Consider the following 17,347-nt stretch of genomic DNA (forward strand, 5'->3'; position numbering starts at 1 on the left):
ATGTAATTTGTCTATAATTGCAGACAGTTACCCATTTGATAAGGTTCGTTCTTTGGGATGGTGAGACCTAACGAAAAGTAATATTGCCTATAGCTAGTAAATAGCATTCTGATAAAGAACACTTAAGTAACACGACAAGGTATAAATATAAAAGGTTACACCATGAAAACGTATGTATTCTCGTTAACTATAAGTAACAACATAGCCGCAGAGTCACAATCAGAAGATGATCTATCTGATGCGCTTTACGGTGGTGGTTGTGATGATTCGGTAATTGCGACTTATAACAACACTTTTTACTTAACATTTGATAGGGAGGCAGATAATTACGAGCAAGCGGTTATGTCAGCAATTGCAGATGTAGAAGCGGCTATCAATCTACCGGTATTATCTGTTGATGCAGGTGATATGGTTGGCTTAACTGATGCAGAAAAGCTATCAGGAATGACAAAAACTTTATTATCTAAATACAACAAAGGCACTAGAGGAGCTGGCGACTTTCCATCACCTATCCAGCGCGTTAATACTAAAAACGCGATATGGAGCTGGTATGATATTGCTGATTGGCTAGAAGCTAACGGTTTCGTCGAAAAAGAGATTGTTGATAATGCGCGTGTTACCGCCGCTATCAATATGAGCTTACAAGCGCGTAAGCATCACCTACTTGCTGATGTGAATAGATACACTGATATGCTAAAAGGCTGCGCAGTAGCGGGTTAAGCACATCAATACAAAATCGTAAAAGTCACTTCCAAGTCTCACCTTGACCGCTCTATAATGGGCGGTCTTTTTATTTATTCTGCATTTTAAATTCTCACCGTTTTAATTTTGTAATTATTGTGTTTTATCATAGTAAATCTAGGCATTACACGGTATTTTACCTCGCTAAATAGACGCAACATATATCTTTTAAGCTAGGTAAATATGACAAATAATAACTTCACCCAAACTGCTGCCTTCATTTGGTCTGTTGCTGACCTACTGCGCGGTGATTTCAAACAGTCCCAATACGGTCGTGTCATTCTGCCATTTACCCTGCTACGTCGCCTTGAGTGTGTGCTAGAAGAAAGTAAAGATGACGTAGTTGCTCAAGCTGAAAAAGTGAAAGCAATGAACCTACCAGAAGAAGCACAGGAGAAAATGATCCTACGTGCGACCCTTTCTTCTAAAACAAATAAGAGCTTGTCATTCTTCAATACCTCACCGATGAACCTAGGCAAAATGGGTCAAAGTGACATTAAAGATAACCTAGAAAACTACATTCAGTGTTTCTCTACCGATGCTCGTGAAATCTTTGAACACTTCAAGTTTGATGAATTTGTCGGCTTATTGGATGACGCAAACCTACTCTTCAAAGTGGTAAAGAAATTCGCCACCACTGACCTTAGCCCAAGTAAAGTATCAAACCATGAAATGGGCTTAGTGTTTGAAGAATTAATCCGTCGCTTTGCAGAGAGCTCAAATGAAACCGCAGGTGAGCACTTTACCCCTCGTGATATTGTTCGCTTAACCACATCATTAGTATTCATGGAAGATGATGAAGCCTTAACGCAAGATGGCATCATTCGTACTATCTACGACCCAACAGCAGGTACAGGCGGTTTCTTATCATCAGGCATGGAATACGTGCACGAATTGAACCCTAAAGCGGTGATGCGTGCCTTTGGTCAGGAGTTAAACCCAGAGTCTTACGCTATCTGTAAAGCCGATATGCTCATCAAAGGGCAAGACGTTAGCCGTATCAAGCTAGGTAACACTCTATCTAACGACCAACTGCCAGCCGACCAATTCGATTACATGCTATCTAACCCACCATTTGGTGTCGATTGGAAGAAAATCGAAGGTGAAATCAAAGACGAACATACTCTAAAAGGTTTTGATGGTCGCTTTGGTGCAGGTTTACCCCGTGTCTCTGATGGCTCATTATTGTTCTTGATGCACCTTATCAGCAAGATGCGTGACACTCATAACGTTGATGGCAGCATCAATGATGGTGGTCGTATCGGTATTATCTTAAATGGCTCACCACTGTTTACAGGCGGTGCAGGTAGCGGTGAAAGTGAAATTCGTCGTTACATCCTTGAAGCCGATTTATTAGAAGGCATCATCGCCCTACCGACCGATATGTTTTACAACACGGGCATTGCGACCTATGTGTGGGTACTGTCCAACAAGAAAACGTCTGAGCGTAAAGGCAAAGTTCAACTGATTGATGGCTCTAACCTGTGTGGCAAGATGCGTAAATCGTTAGGCTCTAAGCGTAACCTAATGAGCGAAGACGACATCAAACTCATCACCCGTACTTTTGGTCACTTTGAAGTGGTTGATGCCCGTGAGCTTGATAAGCCTGCTGAACAAAAATCCAATCGTGGTCGTCAATCGTCCACCAGCAAAACAGAAGCACCAAAGACGTTCGCCAGCAAGATCTTCAACAGCACCGACTTTGGCTACCGCCGCTTAACCATTGAGCGTCCATTGCGTCTATCAGCACAAATCACCGATACAGCAATTGAAAACCTACGCTTTGCACCAAAACCACTTAATGCCCCAATGGAGCGTTTATATAACGAGTTTGGTACAACATGGAATGAGGATAGCTACGGCTACCTTGCGGAAGTTGAAACCGAAGTGCGTGCGCTCATCAAAGCTGAGTTTAGCGAGCTGAAAGAAAAACAAATCAAAGATCTGTTAGACAGCAAGCTGTGGTTATTCCAACGCTCGCTAATGGATAAAGCTCAACAACTACAAACCGCAGTTGCAAGCAATGCTGGTGGTCGAGATATGGTAAGCAACGATTTCAACCAATTCGACATCACTATGAAAGGCGCATTCAAAGCAACGGGTATTAAGTTCGATGCCAAAGAGAAGAAGCAATTCTTTGATGTGGTAACGTTTAAAAATCCAGACGCCGAGCCTGTGGTGAAGAAAGTGTTAAAAGAAACCGCACAGCCGCTGTACGGCTCATTTAACTACAACGGTAAGGTAGTTGAATTCCAACAAGATGGCGACCTACGTGATAACGAAAACGTACCGCTAGACGCCAACATTACCACCACAGAGCTGATTGAAAACTACGTGAAGCGTGAAGTATTGCCACACGTTAGCGATGCATGGGTCAACGCCGATAAGCGTGATGAGAAAGACAATGAGATTGGCATTGTGGGTTATGAAATCCCATTTAACCGCCACTTCTACGTGTATCAACCACCTCGTGCGCTCGAAGCCATTGATGAAGATTTGGCACTGGTCAGTGATGAAATTATGAGCCTACTGCAAGAGGTGCGTTCGTAATGAGCAAGTATCAAGCGTATCCTGAATATAAAGACTCGGGAGTGAAATGGTTGGAAAATATCCCTGCACATTGGGTGATATACCCATCTAAACGACTATTTCCTGAATCAAAAAAAAGAGCAGATCTAAAAGATCAACAACTTTCAGCAACTCAAGATTATGGTGTGATCTCCCAAGAACGTTTTATGCAATTAGCTGGTCGCCGTGTTGTTCAGCTAAACAGTAATCAAGAGCTAAGAAAACGTGTAGATGTCGACGATTTCGTAATCAGTATGCGTAGCTTTCAAGGTGGACTAGAACGTGCTTGGGAAGCAGGAGGAATTCGTTCTTCCTATGTAGTTTTGAAGCCTACTGTTCAAATTAAACATGGGTATTTTCAGTACCTATTTAAATCGTCTAGATATATTCAAGCTATTCAATCGACGGCTAATTTCATTCGTGATGGTCAAGATATGAACTATCAAAACTTTGTATTGATAGATCTACCATACCCACAACGAGAAGAGCAAACTCAAATCGCAGCCTTTCTCGATTACGAAATGGCTAAAATTGACACGCTCATCGAAAAGCAGCAGCGACTTATCGAACTGCTAAAAGAAAAACGCCAAGCGGTGATTAGCCATGCGGTCACAAAAGGGCTAAACCCTGACGCACCAATGAAAGATTCAGGTGTTGAGTGGTTGGGTGAAGTGCCTGAGCATTGGGATGTTCTATATATAAAACATTTATCAGAAGTCAAAAGGGGCGCAAGCCCTAGACCTATAGATGATCCTAAATATTTTGATGAACATGGCGAATATGCTTGGACTCGTATCGCCGATGTTTCCAAAGCAGGAATGTATCTGACAAATACAACTCAAAGACTATCTAAATTAGGTTCATCATTAAGTGTCAAACTAGAACCAAATGAATTATTTTTGAGTATTGCAGGAACTGTGGGAAAACCGTGCTTAACAATCTCGAAGGCATGTATACACGATGGTTTCGTTTATTTCCCGAGCTTAAAAATAAATAATAAATTTTTGTATTATATTTTTGAAGCGGGACAAGCTTATCTTGGCTTAGGAAAAATGGGGACTCAATTAAATCTAAATACTGATACTGTTGGTGGAATTAAAATTGGCTTACCGAGCAAACAAGAAATCGAGCAAATAATCATCTTTATAGAAAAACAAAAAGATGAATATGACACTCTAATAAAAAAAGCATCAGATTCTATCAATCTAATGCAAGAACGACGCACAGCCCTAATCTCAGCAGCCGTAACAGGCAAAATTGACGTTCGCAATTGGGTAGCACCAACCACCAGCAATACTGCTGTTAATGAGGCACAGCAGGAGGCGACGGTATGAGTAAGGACACCACTGCCGAGCGTATATTTCAGGATGAGATGATCGCTCAACTGGTCGCTAACGGTTGGAAACGAGGTAAACCAGACCGTTATGATCGTAAACGTGCTTTGTATTGCGAAGATGCACTGCACTTTGTGCAAACTACCCAACCTAAAGAGTGGGAAAAGTTTACCAAAGTGTACCCGAATGACACCGAGCGTCACTTTCTTGATGCGCTGGTGACACAACTGAAAAAAGCCGACAGCAACGCTACAGATGCCGTTTCTCGCACTTACGGTACATTGGGCGTGCTTCGTCATGGCTTAAAGATTCGTAATGCCCGTTTCTCGCTGTGCCAGTTTAAGCCAGAGCACAGCCTCAACCCTGAAACACTGGCACGCTATGAGCAGAACATCTGCCGTGTCGTTCCAGAGTTGGTTTATAGTCCTTACGCTACTGCCGAGCACTTAGCCTTAACAGGCAAGAAAGCCAAAGCATGGCGTATTGATTTGGTACTGTTTGTAAACGGCTTGCCTATATCAACCCTTGAACTGAAATCTGAGTTCAAACAATCGGTGCAGAATGCCATTAAGCAATACAAAGATACTCGTTTACCGATTGATAAAGAAACCAAAAAGCCTGAGCCATTATTAACCTTCAAACGTGGTGCATTGGTTCACTTTGCTGTCAGCCAATATGAAGTCTTCATGGCAACCAAGCTAGCGGGTGATGACACCTTCTTCCTACCGTTTAACAAAGGTACAAAAGAAGGCGGTAAGGGTAACGATGTTCCTGACGATCAAAACTGTTACGCTACTGATTATTTGTGGAATGAAGTATTACTGCCTGAGAACCTATTAAAAATCTTAGGTAGCTTCATTCACCTGCAAATTGAAGAAAAAGAAGATTGGGAAGGACGCAAGTATAAGAAAGAAACCCTGATTTTCCCTCGTTACCATCAGTGGGATGTGGTGCATAAACTTATCGGTGCTGCCGTTGCTGAAGGTACAGGTAATAAATACCTAATTCAGCACAGTGCAGGCTCAGGTAAATCAAACTCCATTGCATGGACAGCCACCAGCTATCTACCCTTTACGATGAGCAAGGTGAAAAGCAGTTCCATTCGGTCATTGTGGTAACAGACCGCACCGTGTTAGATGATCAGCTTCAAGATACCATCTATCAGTTTGAACATGCTGATGGTGTGGTGGGTCGTATCAACAACAAAGAAGGTGACGGCTCTAAATCTGAAAAGCTGGCGGCTGCGCTTGAGAACTCACAGCCTATCATCATTGTGACGATTCAAACTTTCCCGTATGTACTGCGTGCGATTGAAAACAGCGTGAGCTTAAAGCTGCGTAAGTATGCGGTAATTGCTGATGAAGCCCACTCATCACAAAGTGGCTCTACCGCTCGCAAGCTTAAAGAAGTATTGATGATCGAAGAAGCCGATGATGATGTGATGCTATCGTCAGAAGATATTCTTGATGCAACCATGGCGGCACGTAAGAACAGTAATAATCTTAATTACTATGCGTTCACTGCAACACCTAAAGCAAAAACCTTAGAGTTGTTTGGTCGCTTGCCAAATCCTGATGAGCCAGCGTCTAAAACCAACAAGCCACAAGCTTACCATGTGTATTCTATGCGTCAGGCAATCGAAGAAGGCTTTATCTTAGACGTACTCAAGAACTACACCAGCTATCAAGTGGCATACAAGCTGGTTCAAAAGATGGAAGCCGCTGATAAAGAAGTAGACAGCAAGAAAGCCAAAACCAAGCTTAATCAGTGGGTACGCTTGCACGATTACAACATTTCACAAAAAGTAAAAGTGATTGTTGAGCACTACAAAAACCATGTAATGCACTTACTAGGTGGTCAGGCAAAAGCCATGGTGGTGACGAGCTCTCGTAAAGAAGCGGTACGTTATAAGCTGGCGTTTGATAAATACATTACCGAACATGGTTATCAACGTATTGCAGCAATGGTAGCGTTCTCTGGTGAAGTGGAATTTAACGAAAACGATCCAGACAGCGTTGCATTACTTGATCAGAAATTCACTGAGAACAACATGAACCCGAACTTAAAGGGTCGTGATATGCGTAAAGCGTTTGATAGTGATGATTACCAAGTGATGCTGGTGGCGAACAAGTTCCAAACGGGTTTTGACCAACCTAAGCTTTGTGCCATGTACGTCGATAAACCATTAGGTGGTGTGGAATGTGTTCAGACCTTATCTCGTTTGAACCGTACCTATGCTGGTAAAGCCGAATGCGGCACGTTCGTTTTAGATTTCTTCAATGAGCCTGACGACATCTTAAATGCGTTCCAGCCTTACTATCAAACCGCTGAGCTGGTGGATGTCACCAACCCTAACCTTGTGTTTGATCTGTTTGAGAAGCTACGCTCAAGCGGTATTTTCTTATGGAATGAAGTCGAGCAATTCTGTGTTGCCTTCCTCACTAAGAAAAAATCTAATGCAGCAGTTAGTAACATCTGTAAACCCGCCGTTGAACGTTGGCAGCATCGTTATAAATCAGCGATTGAGGCTTATATTCAATCTAAAGAGATGTTCGAGCGCACCAAGAAAACCAAAGATGCGGTTCTAATTGCCAATGCTGAAAATGCTTTTAAAGAGTGTAAACAGGAAAAAGACCGCCTAGAGATCTTCAAGAAAGACTTGGGTAGCTTTGTACGCTTCTTCGAGTTCATGTCACAGATTGTTGATTATGAAGATAAAGAACTTGAGAAATTAAGCCTGTTCGCCCGTTATCTGCGCCCCCTATTGCATGAGCAAAACGTGCAAGAAGATGAGATTGATTTAAGCAACGTGGAAATGAGCCACTACCGTTTATCTAAGATCCGAGAACAGGACATCAAACTCAAAGAAGATGCAGCAGATTACAAGCTAGAGCCGAGTAATGATGTTGGTACGGCTAAGCCTAAAGATAAGAAAGAAGACTTTTTATCTCGAATTTTAGAGCGTTTAAATGAACTGTTTATCACAGATAACCTCACCGATAAGGACATGATCAATTATGCCTTTACGGTACGTGATAAGTTATCTGAAAACGAAGCGGTAATGACGCAGATTGCTAATAATACCCGTGAACAAGCCATGCTAGGTGACTTCCCTCAAGCAATTGATGATGCGGTAATGGATAGCAATGAAGCACAACAAGAAATGATGATGCAGTACCTATCAAACCAGAACTGGCGAAAGGCTTTGCCCGTGTGGTGTTTGATATGTTAAAGGGATAAATCAATACGATTTTATATATTTAGAAGCTCATAGGATTATTCTTATGAGCTTTTTATTTATCAATTTGATCATTCGGCTGTGTGTTTTTTTATTGGTTTAAATGTTTTATGTATTCTTAATGTATTGTTATTTAATGATTTTGTTTGTATCAGTGAATGCTTGTGGTGGGTGTTGATACGCCCAAAATTATGATTTTAAGCAAACGGAGGATCATATTAGCTATCGAGTGAAATGTATTCATAAAAAATAGTGATATGTAATACATGTAAGTAATTTTGGTTATTTTGCCTATTTATTCAGGTAAAACGCCTTTTGATTTTAGATTAAGATTCGCATGTAATTCGATATGTGAGAATAATCAGTAAATGAAAGAGTGGGATAAAAATATTAAGCAGTGTGATGTTTCAATAGAAAGTAAGAAACCTAAATTTATTAGAGCGTTTTATCCTTGGAATGAAGAACTGGCACAGCAATGTAAGGTTGAAAAAACACATTATGAGCCAGTAAAAGAAAAACAAGAAAAAGCGCCTGCCTTTGAGTATTCAATTGAAATTGCATGTGCATTAGATGAATTTAACACTTATCAAATAGGTGTGTTCTCTTTGGGTAAAACTAAAGAAGAAGCCAATATATCAACGTGGAGTAAGATACAAACAGAAAAGGGAAATACGTTATTAACTGCTAGTGTGAATGTTGATGAGCCTAAAATACTATACCGTGAGTTTTTTATCTCAAGTGGTAGTGCAATGACATTTAATAACGTAAAACCTGTAAAGAAAGGCACTGCTAATGCCATAGACTCTTTTGTTCCGATAAAACCATCGGTTCAAATATATGATCTCTTGTCTTGGCCTAAAATTGGTTTTTTTTACCATTTTATTGATGATGTGTTGGTTAACGAATATCAACTTGCAGGTGGTGATAAGTGGTCATTTAAGATTACTCATTCTAAAGGTAAAGAGTTATCTAATGAATTACTATCAGAGCATGAATATAGTTTTATTTTATTACCTTGGAAAATAAATAACACTCTTGTTGCTCGTCAGCATTTGCTCTATACAAAAGAGAAAATAACTCAAGAGCAATTGAGTGAGATTAGTGCTAAATGGCTTGATGATAATGCTCGAATTTTAAATCCTGATCAAATTGTTGAAGCCCGTACAGAAAAGCAAGTAGAACGAAAGAAAGATAGCGTTTATATCGTTCAACCGGGTGATATATTTAGTAACATTGCTCGTAAGCAAGGAATAAAATATCAAACCTTAATTGACTTAAACCCTCAAATAAAGGACATCCACTTAATTAATCCGGGTGATGTAATTTTTATAAAAGAAGGTGAGCGAATTCCTTCTACTGCTACTGTTGCACTAAGTCATCATTCTTCTGGTGACCCAAAGTATGACGAAAGTTCTACTAGTTTTGATATAAGTACGACGTGTCCTGTTGAGCTGAACCAAAGTAAAACTGTTTTCCCTTTTTATAATGTTTGGGTTTCTAGCAATCGACATTTTACTGAGCTTGCCTATATGTTAGCTCAAGAAGAAAAGACGATAAAAGGTACTACTGCAATTGTTAATGTAAAGTCTATAGCGCTACAGTCTAAACTCTTGGCTATTTCTGAAAAGCTAGAATCGATTGCTCAGGGAAAGAAAGAAATCATCAAAAAAGGCGCGAAAGGGAATGAAGTTAAACTTCTTCAAGAAGCGTTGTTAAAAATGAAATTTAATTTGGGTAGTGCAGGGGCTGATGGTGATTTTGGTAAAGGGACACATGATGCCATTATTGATTTTCAAACAAAATTTGTACCGACGCATGAGATCCATCCTGAATACCAAATAAAAGAAGTGGATGGTATTGTTGGGAAAAGCACATTACTAGGGTTAGATGAAGCTATCGCTATTGGGTGGGAAAGAAAAATACCGCCTTTTAAATGGCATGAGCCACTCTTAAATCCGATTAGTACTAACTATTACCAAGGGGGGAGACAGGTTCTAATCAAGCTTATGCATGGGGGTTATTCGGTAAAGAAATTAGAAAGGCAGTTGGTAATAGGCATGATGGTTTAGATTTGTTTGCTGAAGTTGGAACTGATGTTTATGCCAGTGTTGATGGTGAGGTAACTTATGCATCTTTAGCTCCTGGCTATGGTAAGGTTATCATTGTTTCGGTTGAGGAATCAGAAATAATGTGGGCAAATCGGCAAGAATATAAACCGAGAACTAACTTAACTAAGGTGGAACTTAAACAATATGATGATTTTGAAGTAGAATATAATAAAAATAAACAGCTTTATTTAATGTATGGTCATTTGGATAGTATTAATAATAATATAAAAGTAGGGGTGAAAGTTAAATCAGGTGACATTATAGGAAAAACTGGGGTTTCAGGTATAACTCATGGAACTCATGCTCCTCATTTACACTTCGAGGTGAAAACAAAAAAAACAATAAAAAAAGGAGACCTTGGACGTTGCAATCCATCATTATTTGTTAACTTTAAAGATTATTCTCAACAATCAGAGGATGATAGAAAACGACAAAAAGATGCGCGTGATAAAGAAGCCAAAAAACGTAAAAAATAAAGGAATGTAATGAAAAATATATTTTTATCTGCTCTAGTAGCATTGGGTGTAATTCAAAATGCAAATGCAAATCAATTAATAGGATATCGCTGTTTAATAGATTATACGCAAGATATAATTGTTGAACAAACGAACTATATGAAATATGAAAACTATGAGACAAACTTAGATTTTAATGAGTTAGGTATTCGTATTGCTTCAAATCTTCCAAGTCACCCATGGGGACCAGAACCGATCTTTATTTTGGATGAATCTTTAATTCGTGATTATAACATTACTATTAATGGTTCATTATTAACATTGCAAAGCAATAATAAAACATTGGTAAGTACTGATTTAGGTAATATAGATAAAAATATTAAGATTAATACTACGTTAAAATCATACTCACCCTCAAATTTATCCTTAGATTTTGAGTTTTATAATTTAAATGTAATGAAAGAAGCTCTATTTTTTAGCGTGAGCTTTTCACGAGGCGAACAACTTGATGAGCTAAAGTCTGTTTCAAGAACACTAGAGCTTACTGTTGATGGGCATTATTTAAATTGTCAAAATGAAATTGAAAAAATGACATTTAAGGAGTATCAACAACATTGGATATCTCTTTATGAAGCGATAAGTAAAAAGAAAGCTGAATATACAAATTAACAGTGAAAAATTCAAAGCTCGTATCTTTTGATACTGAGCTTTTTAAGGGATGGTTACAGTGTTAGTGGTAAACGTAGGGTTGATTTTGATTCAGTAAATCCACACTTACATTTTGCTATAGGTAATTTGGATTACTCTCCGCTTATTCAAGCATATAACCATATGTTATGGATTACACCAAAGTATGAAAATTCTTTATCTGTAGATGATAAAGCGTTACAAGAAGAGTATTTGAAAAAGTATTTAGATAAACATAAGGCGAAAAGTTAACATGAAAAAGTATATAGTTGTTTTTTTTGTTACGTGCTTTTTATCTTTATTTGGAAGGGCTATAGCGTCTACAAATTTGGAACTTAAAAGCAATAAAGAGAATAATCTAATACTCCTTCAAAATAAAAAAATGACACCTGATTATGGTGATTATTATGGTTATGCTGATTTTTTTTATATACCAACGGGGGAATCTGTTTATTCATCATCAACATATAAGATTGAAATGAATATAAATGGAAATTTAGTTCAGTTAAATGAAGGAAGTTTAGATGATAGTGGGGGATTTCTGTATTTCGATACCCTCGGCATGGTAAGAAAAATGAAGAAATTGTTTTAATTAGTTTGATTGATTTAATGCTTGAAATACCAAGAGAAAAACATACTGTATATCTTTATAAAAAAGGTAAGTTATTGTATTTAGGTGGTTTTGGTGGAGCTGTAACTAGCATTGATGATTATAATTTATTAGCGAAAGATAACATGCTTCCCAAAGAACCTGTTGACTATTTTTCCAACCTAACTGTTATTGATAAAACTAATAAAATTACTATTTATAGTCAATCTAAATACGGGGAATCCTGTAGTGTAAACTCTTTTGATTTATAAAAAACTCGAAAGCTCGTATCAAAAGGTATGAGCTTTATTAGTTTATCAGATTAAATATTAAATCAGTAAAGATCATATCTTCCACGTAACTTTATTTCACGATACATATTATCTGGTGATAAATCTAAGCCGTTAGGCCAAGTAACCGCACCGTTCTCAATAAAAGCTTGTTTAAATAACTCTTCATCTTTTAAAGATTCAAATATACCAGTTAACCAAGTCGGTGAAATAGTAACATTTCCAACGGTATTATCTTCAAAAGTGACTTTAAGAGAAAAGGGTGCGATAACCTCGACACTTATTACATCGACTAAATCCAATGTTTTTATTTTTTTAGGTAATGAGGGATTATGCATTTTCTGAATCCTAGGGCGTATAATTTGGTTTATCAGCAAATCAAATACCTATATTACACGATTAAGAAGTTTTGATGGTGGTAGATGATTGAATTTATATTAGAAAACACCTCTTACTCAGGCTGCTTGAGGTATGTACGAATAGATTATGTAGTGATTCTGCTTTTTATTTAACACTATAGGTAACTAAAGTATGACAGGTTTATTCCTGTATCACTGGCTAGAACTGCGTAATTACTTTAAAATCTCAATATATTTGCTTCTTTTCGTGAAGCCCGATTCATAAGTATGATTCAGATTGAGTACATATTTGTGTACATAAAACCAATTAAGAGCACAGAATGAGTAATTTTCTTCAAGAAATTCAAAAGCGTAGGACTTTTGCCATCATTTCTCACCCGGATGCGGGTAAAACAACCATTACTGAAAAAGTATTATTATTCGGAAACGCGATTCAAAAAGCGGGTACCGTAAAAGGTCGTGGTTCAAACCAGCACGCAAAATCAGACTGGATGGAAATGGAAAAAGAACGTGGTATCTCTGTTACTACGTCAGTAATGCAATTCCCATTCAACGATTGCTTAGTTAACTTACTTGATACTCCTGGACACGAAGATTTCTCGGAAGATACTTATCGTACATTAACTGCTGTTGACTCATGCCTAATGGTAATTGATGCAGCAAAAGGTGTCGAAGACCGTACTCGTAAATTAATGGAAGTTACGCGTCTACGTGATACGCCAATCGTAACCTTCATGAACAAATTAGACCGTGAAGTTCGTGACCCAATGGAAGTGCTTGATGAAGTAGAAAGCGAGTTAGGTATGGCTTGTGCACCTATTTCATGGCCTATTGGTTGTGGTAAAGAATTTAAAGGTGTTTACCATATTCACCGTGACGAAACGATTTTATATGAATCTGGTCATGGTCATGAAATCCAAGAAGTTCGTACGATCAAAGGTCTTGATAACCCTGAACTGGATGCAACAGTTGGTGCTGATTTGGCTGAAAGTGTTCGTGAAGAGTTAGAACTTGTTATGGGCGCATGTCCTGAGTTTGATCATGAGCTTTTCCTAGCTGGTGAGCTAACGCCAGTGTACTTTGGTACTGCTCTTGGTAACTTTGGTGTTGACCATATGCTAGAAGGCTTAACGGATTGGGCTCCTGCGCCACAAACTCGTCAAGCAAATGAGCGTGATGTTGTTGCAACAGAAGATAAGTTCTCAGGCTTTGTCTTTAAGATCCAAGCAAACATGGATCCTAAACACCGCGACCGTATTGCCTTTATGCGTATTGTATCTGGTACATACACTCAAGGCATGAAGATGAGCCATGTTCGTACAGGCAAAAATGTCAGTATTTCTGATGCGGTAACCTTTATGGCGGGTGACCGTTCACGTGCTGAAACGGCTTATGCTGGTGACATTATCGGCCTACATAACCATGGTACTATTCAAATTGGTGATACGTTTACTCAAGGTGAAAGCTTGAAGTTCTCAGGTATTCCTAACTTTGCACCAGAATTGTTCCGTCGTATCCGTTTAAAAGATCCTCTAAAGCAAAAACAATTGCTTAAAGGTCTAGTTCAATTATCTGAAGAAGGTGCGGTACAAGTATTCCGTCCACTGCAAAACAACGATCTTATTGTTGGTGCGGTTGGTGTTCTTCAGTTCGACGTAGTTGTTGCTCGTCTTAAAGCAGAATACAACGTTGAAGCCATCTATGAAGGTGTAAGTGTTGCAACGGCTCGTTGGGTTGATTGTGCAGATGGTAAGAAGATGGATGAGTTCCAACGTAAGAACCAAGCTAACTTGGCGCTTGATGGTGGTGACAACCTAACTTACATCGCACCGACAATGGTTAATCTAAACCTTGCTTCTGAACGTTTCCCTGATGTTCAATTTAGAGCGACGCGTGAGCACTAATTAATCAGTTGCTTATCAAATAAATAAAAACGGAGTCTTAACGGACTCCGTTTTTGTATCTATAGTAATAGCAATGCACTTACACCCATCAACTCATTCAGGTTCGTATTAGTCATTGATACGTTAAGTAAGAAAGGGAGCATAAATGTTAACGTTAATTAAATTATGGATACGAAAGTATGATGCATGGTGTGAGTCATTAGGCTTAACACCAGAAAACAAGCGCAGTTGTGTTCCTTATAGAAAAGAAGAAGAGTAATGGTCTTTACGTTCATTGATTCACATTGTCATTTTGATTTTGACCCTTTTAAAAATAATGAAGTGTCCTACTTACAAATGGCAAAAGATAAAGGCGTTACAACGCTTGTTGTACCCAGTGTGAATCAATCAAACTGGGATCAAGTGAGTAGATTGGCACACCAATTTGATGAGATTTACTACGCATTAGGCATTCATCCACTATTTATTACTCCAAGCTATGAAAGAGAGTTAGAGAATTTAGGTGAGTTACTTGATGGAAAAAATAAAAAATGTGTAGCGATTGGTGAATGTGGATTGGATTTCTGGCATCCAGAAAGTGATATGGAAACACAGATCTCTGTTTTTCGTCAGCATTGTTTGTTAGCTAAACAGCATCAACTTCCTCTAATTGTTCACAGTCGTAAAAGTCACGATATAGTATTAAAGCTATTGAGGGAAGTTAGGCCTGAAAAAGGAGGGGTAATTCACGGTTTTAGTGGTAGCTTGCAGCAGGCCAATCAGTTCATTGAATTAGGGTTTTATATTGGTGTTGGTGGCGTGATCAGTTACGAAAGAGCAAAGAAGACTAAAATGGTTATTTCACAGCTGCCTTTAGATAAAATTATATTAGAAACTGACGCACCAGACATGCCATTATTTGGCTTTCAAGGTGAAAAAAATAGCCCTGATAAAGTACGAAATGTATTCGAATATCTCTCTTTGATTAGAAAAGAATCAATGCAAACGATTTCGGAAACTGTTTATAAAAATACCACCTCTTTGTTTGGGATTTGAGTTATCAGTCATTTCTTTAGTTGTAATTGATGATTATTTAGAAACACCTTAGTGATAATGATCACAATTATGGATGAATAAAGCATGTATCAGCCACGATTATGTGACAACAGCATTACTTTCTTTGTGGTTCAGTGAGTATAATCGCCCCCGCTAATTTGAAACACGCCAACAATAAATTTAGGGAAAACTTTAACTATGAGCCTGCTAATGAGTTTGGTTGGGATCGTGGTACTGCTGGGTATAGCTGTACTTCTTTCTGATAACCGTAAAGCAATCAATCTACGCACAGTCGGTGGCGCTTTTGCTATCCAATTTCTTTTAGGCGCATTTGTACTTTATGTACCTGTGGGTCGTGATGTACTTTATGGTGCATCAGAAGCTGTAGCTAATGTAATTAACTACGGTAACAAAGGTATCGAATTCTTATTCGGTGGTTTAGTTTCTGGTAAAATGTTCGAAGTATTTGGTGGCGGCGGTTTCGTATTCGCACTACGTGTACTTCCTGTAATCGTATTCTTTGCTTCTTTAACTGCTGTTCTTTACTACCTAGGTATCATGCAAGTTGTGATTAACTTCCTAGGCGGTGCGCTGCAGAAAGCACTTGGCACATCTCGTGCGGAATCACTATCTGCTACAGCTAACATCTTTGTTGGTCAAACAGAAGCGCCGCTAGTTGTGCGTCCGTTTGTTCCAAAAATGACTCAATCTGAGCTATTTGCAGTAATGTGTGGTGGTCTAGCATCTGTTGCTGGTGGTGTACTAGCTGGTTATGCATCTATGGGCGTACCTCTAGAGTACCTAATCGCAGCATCATTCATGGCTGCACCAGGTGGTCTTCTATTCGCTAAAATTATTAAACCAGAAACAGAGCAACCAATTGAGCAACTAGATGCTCTAAATAACGAAGGTGATGATAAACCAGCTAACGTTATTGATGCTGCTGCTGCTGGTGCTGCAACAGGTATGCAACTTGCGTTAAACGTAGGTGCGATGCTTCTTGCATTCATCGGTTTAATCGCTCTAATCAATGGTATCTTAGGTGGTATCGGTGGTTGGTTCGATATGCCTCATATCACTTTAGAACTGATTCTGGGTTACATCTTTGCTCCTTTAGCATTCTTAATAGGTGTTCCATGGGAAGAAGCAACAATTGCTGGTTCATTCCTTGGTCAAAAACTGGTAGTTAACGAATTCGTTGCATACCTAAACTTTGCACCTTACCTAGCTGATGGCGCAGAAGTGGTTCTTTCTGAGAAAACAGAAGCAATCATCTCATTCGCACTATGTGGTTTCGCAAACCTTTCTTCTGTAGCGATTCTACTTGGTGGTCTAGGTAGCCTTGCACCAGCACGTCGTCATGACATCGCTCGCATGGGTATGAAAGCGGTTGCTGCTGGTACATTATCAAACCTAATGTCTGCAACAATTGCAGGTCTATTCCTATCTCTATAATCGTATAGAGCAGGACAGATAATGATTATAAAACCCGCATTATGTGCGGGTTTTTTTATGTCTGTTACTCATGAAAAAGTGTGATGAATAAATGCGCTAAAATCACATTTTTTATGCAAAAAGTTTGAGATGCAAACCGATTGCGTTACCACACAAAAACAATCAAGCAAAATTATATTGATATAATGAATCCATAATAAAAGAGAGAAGAACTGCTAGGTTAAAAAAACGAGCTATGGTCTACACTGTAGTTAAAGCACACATAACCTAAAATGAGAGTCAATTATGAATGAAGTTTTACTATCTATGTTCGCAGGTTTGATTGTTGGAGTTGTTTTCTCTGCAATTAAACTGCCTATTCCTGCGCCTCCAGTTCTTTCTGGTGTGATGGGGATTGTCGGCGTTTACGCTGGTGCAGTCGGTTATCAATGGATTGTTGAACGTTTCTTTTCATAATCTCAGTGTCTTTCTCTGGAAACGTTGTTTCTCTAGTGCCTCAAAAGAAGTATTGATAAGATGAAGCAATGTTTCAACGGTGTCTCATGATGAGACGTTAACAAAATCAGTATTTTATTTATTAGAAA

Annotated in this window: 13 protein-coding genes and 1 pseudogene; 13 read left to right on the top strand and 1 reads right to left on the bottom strand. The window is 38.8% G+C overall.

What is annotated here, in order from left to right:
- The first annotated feature begins 162 nt into the window (after positions 1 to 162).
- The 9 genes and pseudogenes from AAFX60_002580 to AAFX60_002620 all read left to right on the top strand — a co-directional run bounded on the left by AAFX60_002580 (position 163) and on the right by AAFX60_002620 (position 11,992).
- Entirely contained in the window at positions 163 to 720 is a 558-nt protein-coding gene (locus AAFX60_002580) for a hypothetical protein (protein XDF78103.1), read from the top strand.
- A gap of 204 nt (positions 721 to 924) precedes the next feature.
- Positions 925 to 3,291 carry a class I SAM-dependent DNA methyltransferase gene (locus AAFX60_002585; protein ID XDF78104.1) on the top strand — a complete coding sequence of 789 codons (2,367 nt, stop codon included), beginning with the start codon at positions 925 to 927 and terminating at the stop codon, positions 3,289 to 3,291.
- Positions 3,291 to 4,643, top strand: coding sequence for a restriction endonuclease subunit S (locus AAFX60_002590; GenBank protein ID XDF78105.1), 1,353 nt, complete (start codon positions 3,291 to 3,293; stop codon positions 4,641 to 4,643). Before AAFX60_002585 ends, AAFX60_002590 begins: the two co-directional genes overlap by 1 nt.
- Positions 4,640 to 7,883 (top strand): annotated as a pseudogene (locus AAFX60_002595) (DEAD/DEAH box helicase family protein). The gene AAFX60_002590 and the pseudogene AAFX60_002595 overlap by 4 nt, the downstream one beginning before the upstream one ends.
- 366 nt (positions 7,884 to 8,249) lie before the next feature.
- Positions 8,250 to 9,950 (top strand): LysM peptidoglycan-binding domain-containing protein, encoded by a 1,701-nt coding sequence (locus AAFX60_002600; GenBank protein ID XDF78106.1) that lies wholly within the window; start codon positions 8,250 to 8,252, stop codon positions 9,948 to 9,950.
- Positions 9,951 to 9,952: 2 nt separating this feature from the next.
- Positions 9,953 to 10,465 (top strand): M23 family metallopeptidase, encoded by a 513-nt coding sequence (locus tag AAFX60_002605; protein ID XDF78107.1) that lies wholly within the window; start codon positions 9,953 to 9,955, stop codon positions 10,463 to 10,465.
- A gap of 9 nt (positions 10,466 to 10,474) precedes the next feature.
- Positions 10,475 to 11,113, top strand: a complete 639-nt coding sequence (locus AAFX60_002610) for a hypothetical protein (protein XDF78108.1) — start codon at positions 10,475 to 10,477, stop codon at positions 11,111 to 11,113.
- A gap of 271 nt (positions 11,114 to 11,384) precedes the next feature.
- Positions 11,385 to 11,723: a hypothetical protein gene (locus AAFX60_002615; GenBank protein ID XDF78109.1), complete on the top strand. Its 339-nt coding sequence runs from the start codon at positions 11,385 to 11,387 to the stop codon at positions 11,721 to 11,723.
- A gap of 17 nt (positions 11,724 to 11,740) precedes the next feature.
- Positions 11,741 to 11,992: a hypothetical protein gene (locus tag AAFX60_002620; protein XDF78110.1), complete on the top strand. Its 252-nt coding sequence runs from the start codon at positions 11,741 to 11,743 to the stop codon at positions 11,990 to 11,992.
- Positions 11,993 to 12,054: 62 nt separating this feature from the next.
- Here AAFX60_002620 and AAFX60_002625 read toward each other — a convergent pair whose 3' ends face one another.
- Positions 12,055 to 12,348 carry a DUF2442 domain-containing protein gene (locus tag AAFX60_002625; protein ID XDF78111.1) on the bottom strand — a complete coding sequence of 98 codons (294 nt, stop codon included), beginning with the start codon at positions 12,346 to 12,348 and terminating at the stop codon, positions 12,055 to 12,057.
- 341 nt (positions 12,349 to 12,689) lie between these two features.
- On the opposite strand from AAFX60_002625, the gene prfC reads away from it, so the two are divergent.
- From prfC to AAFX60_002645, 4 genes are all read left to right on the top strand, one after another.
- Positions 12,690 to 14,273 carry a peptide chain release factor 3 gene (prfC, locus tag AAFX60_002630; protein XDF78112.1) on the top strand — a complete coding sequence of 528 codons (1,584 nt, stop codon included), beginning with the start codon at positions 12,690 to 12,692 and terminating at the stop codon, positions 14,271 to 14,273.
- A 258-nt stretch (positions 14,274 to 14,531) separates the two neighbouring features.
- A complete protein-coding gene (locus tag AAFX60_002635) occupies positions 14,532 to 15,308 on the top strand; it encodes a TatD family hydrolase (protein ID XDF78113.1) in 777 nt (258 codons plus the stop codon).
- A gap of 198 nt (positions 15,309 to 15,506) precedes the next feature.
- A complete protein-coding gene (locus AAFX60_002640) occupies positions 15,507 to 16,763 on the top strand; it encodes a NupC/NupG family nucleoside CNT transporter (protein XDF78114.1) in 1,257 nt (418 codons plus the stop codon).
- A 285-nt stretch (positions 16,764 to 17,048) separates the two neighbouring features.
- A complete protein-coding gene (locus AAFX60_002645) occupies positions 17,049 to 17,219 on the top strand; it encodes a DUF1427 family protein (protein XDF78115.1) in 171 nt (56 codons plus the stop codon).
- Positions 17,220 to 17,347 lie beyond the last annotated feature (128 nt).

It is taken from the genome of Aliivibrio fischeri (genome assembly GCA_038993745.2).
GTDB classification, from domain to species: domain Bacteria; phylum Pseudomonadota; class Gammaproteobacteria; order Enterobacterales; family Vibrionaceae; genus Aliivibrio; species Aliivibrio fischeri_B.

Coding starts and splice junctions, on each gene's coding strand:
- AAFX60_002600 (XDF78106.1), top strand. CDS start 8,250: ATGAAAGAGTGGGATAAAAATATTAAGCAGTGTGATGTTTCAATAGAA.
- AAFX60_002585 (XDF78104.1), top strand. CDS start 925: ATGACAAATAATAACTTCACCCAAACTGCTGCCTTCATTTGGTCTGTT.
- AAFX60_002635 (XDF78113.1), top strand. CDS start 14,532: ATGGTCTTTACGTTCATTGATTCACATTGTCATTTTGATTTTGACCCT.
- AAFX60_002620 (XDF78110.1), top strand. CDS start 11,741: ATGCTTGAAATACCAAGAGAAAAACATACTGTATATCTTTATAAAAAA.
- AAFX60_002590 (XDF78105.1), top strand. CDS start 3,291: ATGAGCAAGTATCAAGCGTATCCTGAATATAAAGACTCGGGAGTGAAA.
- AAFX60_002645 (XDF78115.1), top strand. CDS start 17,049: ATGAATGAAGTTTTACTATCTATGTTCGCAGGTTTGATTGTTGGAGTT.
- prfC (XDF78112.1), top strand. CDS start 12,690: ATGAGTAATTTTCTTCAAGAAATTCAAAAGCGTAGGACTTTTGCCATC.
- AAFX60_002580 (XDF78103.1), top strand. CDS start 163: ATGAAAACGTATGTATTCTCGTTAACTATAAGTAACAACATAGCCGCA.
- AAFX60_002640 (XDF78114.1), top strand. CDS start 15,507: ATGAGCCTGCTAATGAGTTTGGTTGGGATCGTGGTACTGCTGGGTATA.
- AAFX60_002615 (XDF78109.1), top strand. CDS start 11,385: ATGAAAAAGTATATAGTTGTTTTTTTTGTTACGTGCTTTTTATCTTTA.
- AAFX60_002625 (XDF78111.1), bottom strand. CDS start 12,348: ATGCATAATCCCTCATTACCTAAAAAAATAAAAACATTGGATTTAGTC.
- AAFX60_002610 (XDF78108.1), top strand. CDS start 10,475: ATGAAAAATATATTTTTATCTGCTCTAGTAGCATTGGGTGTAATTCAA.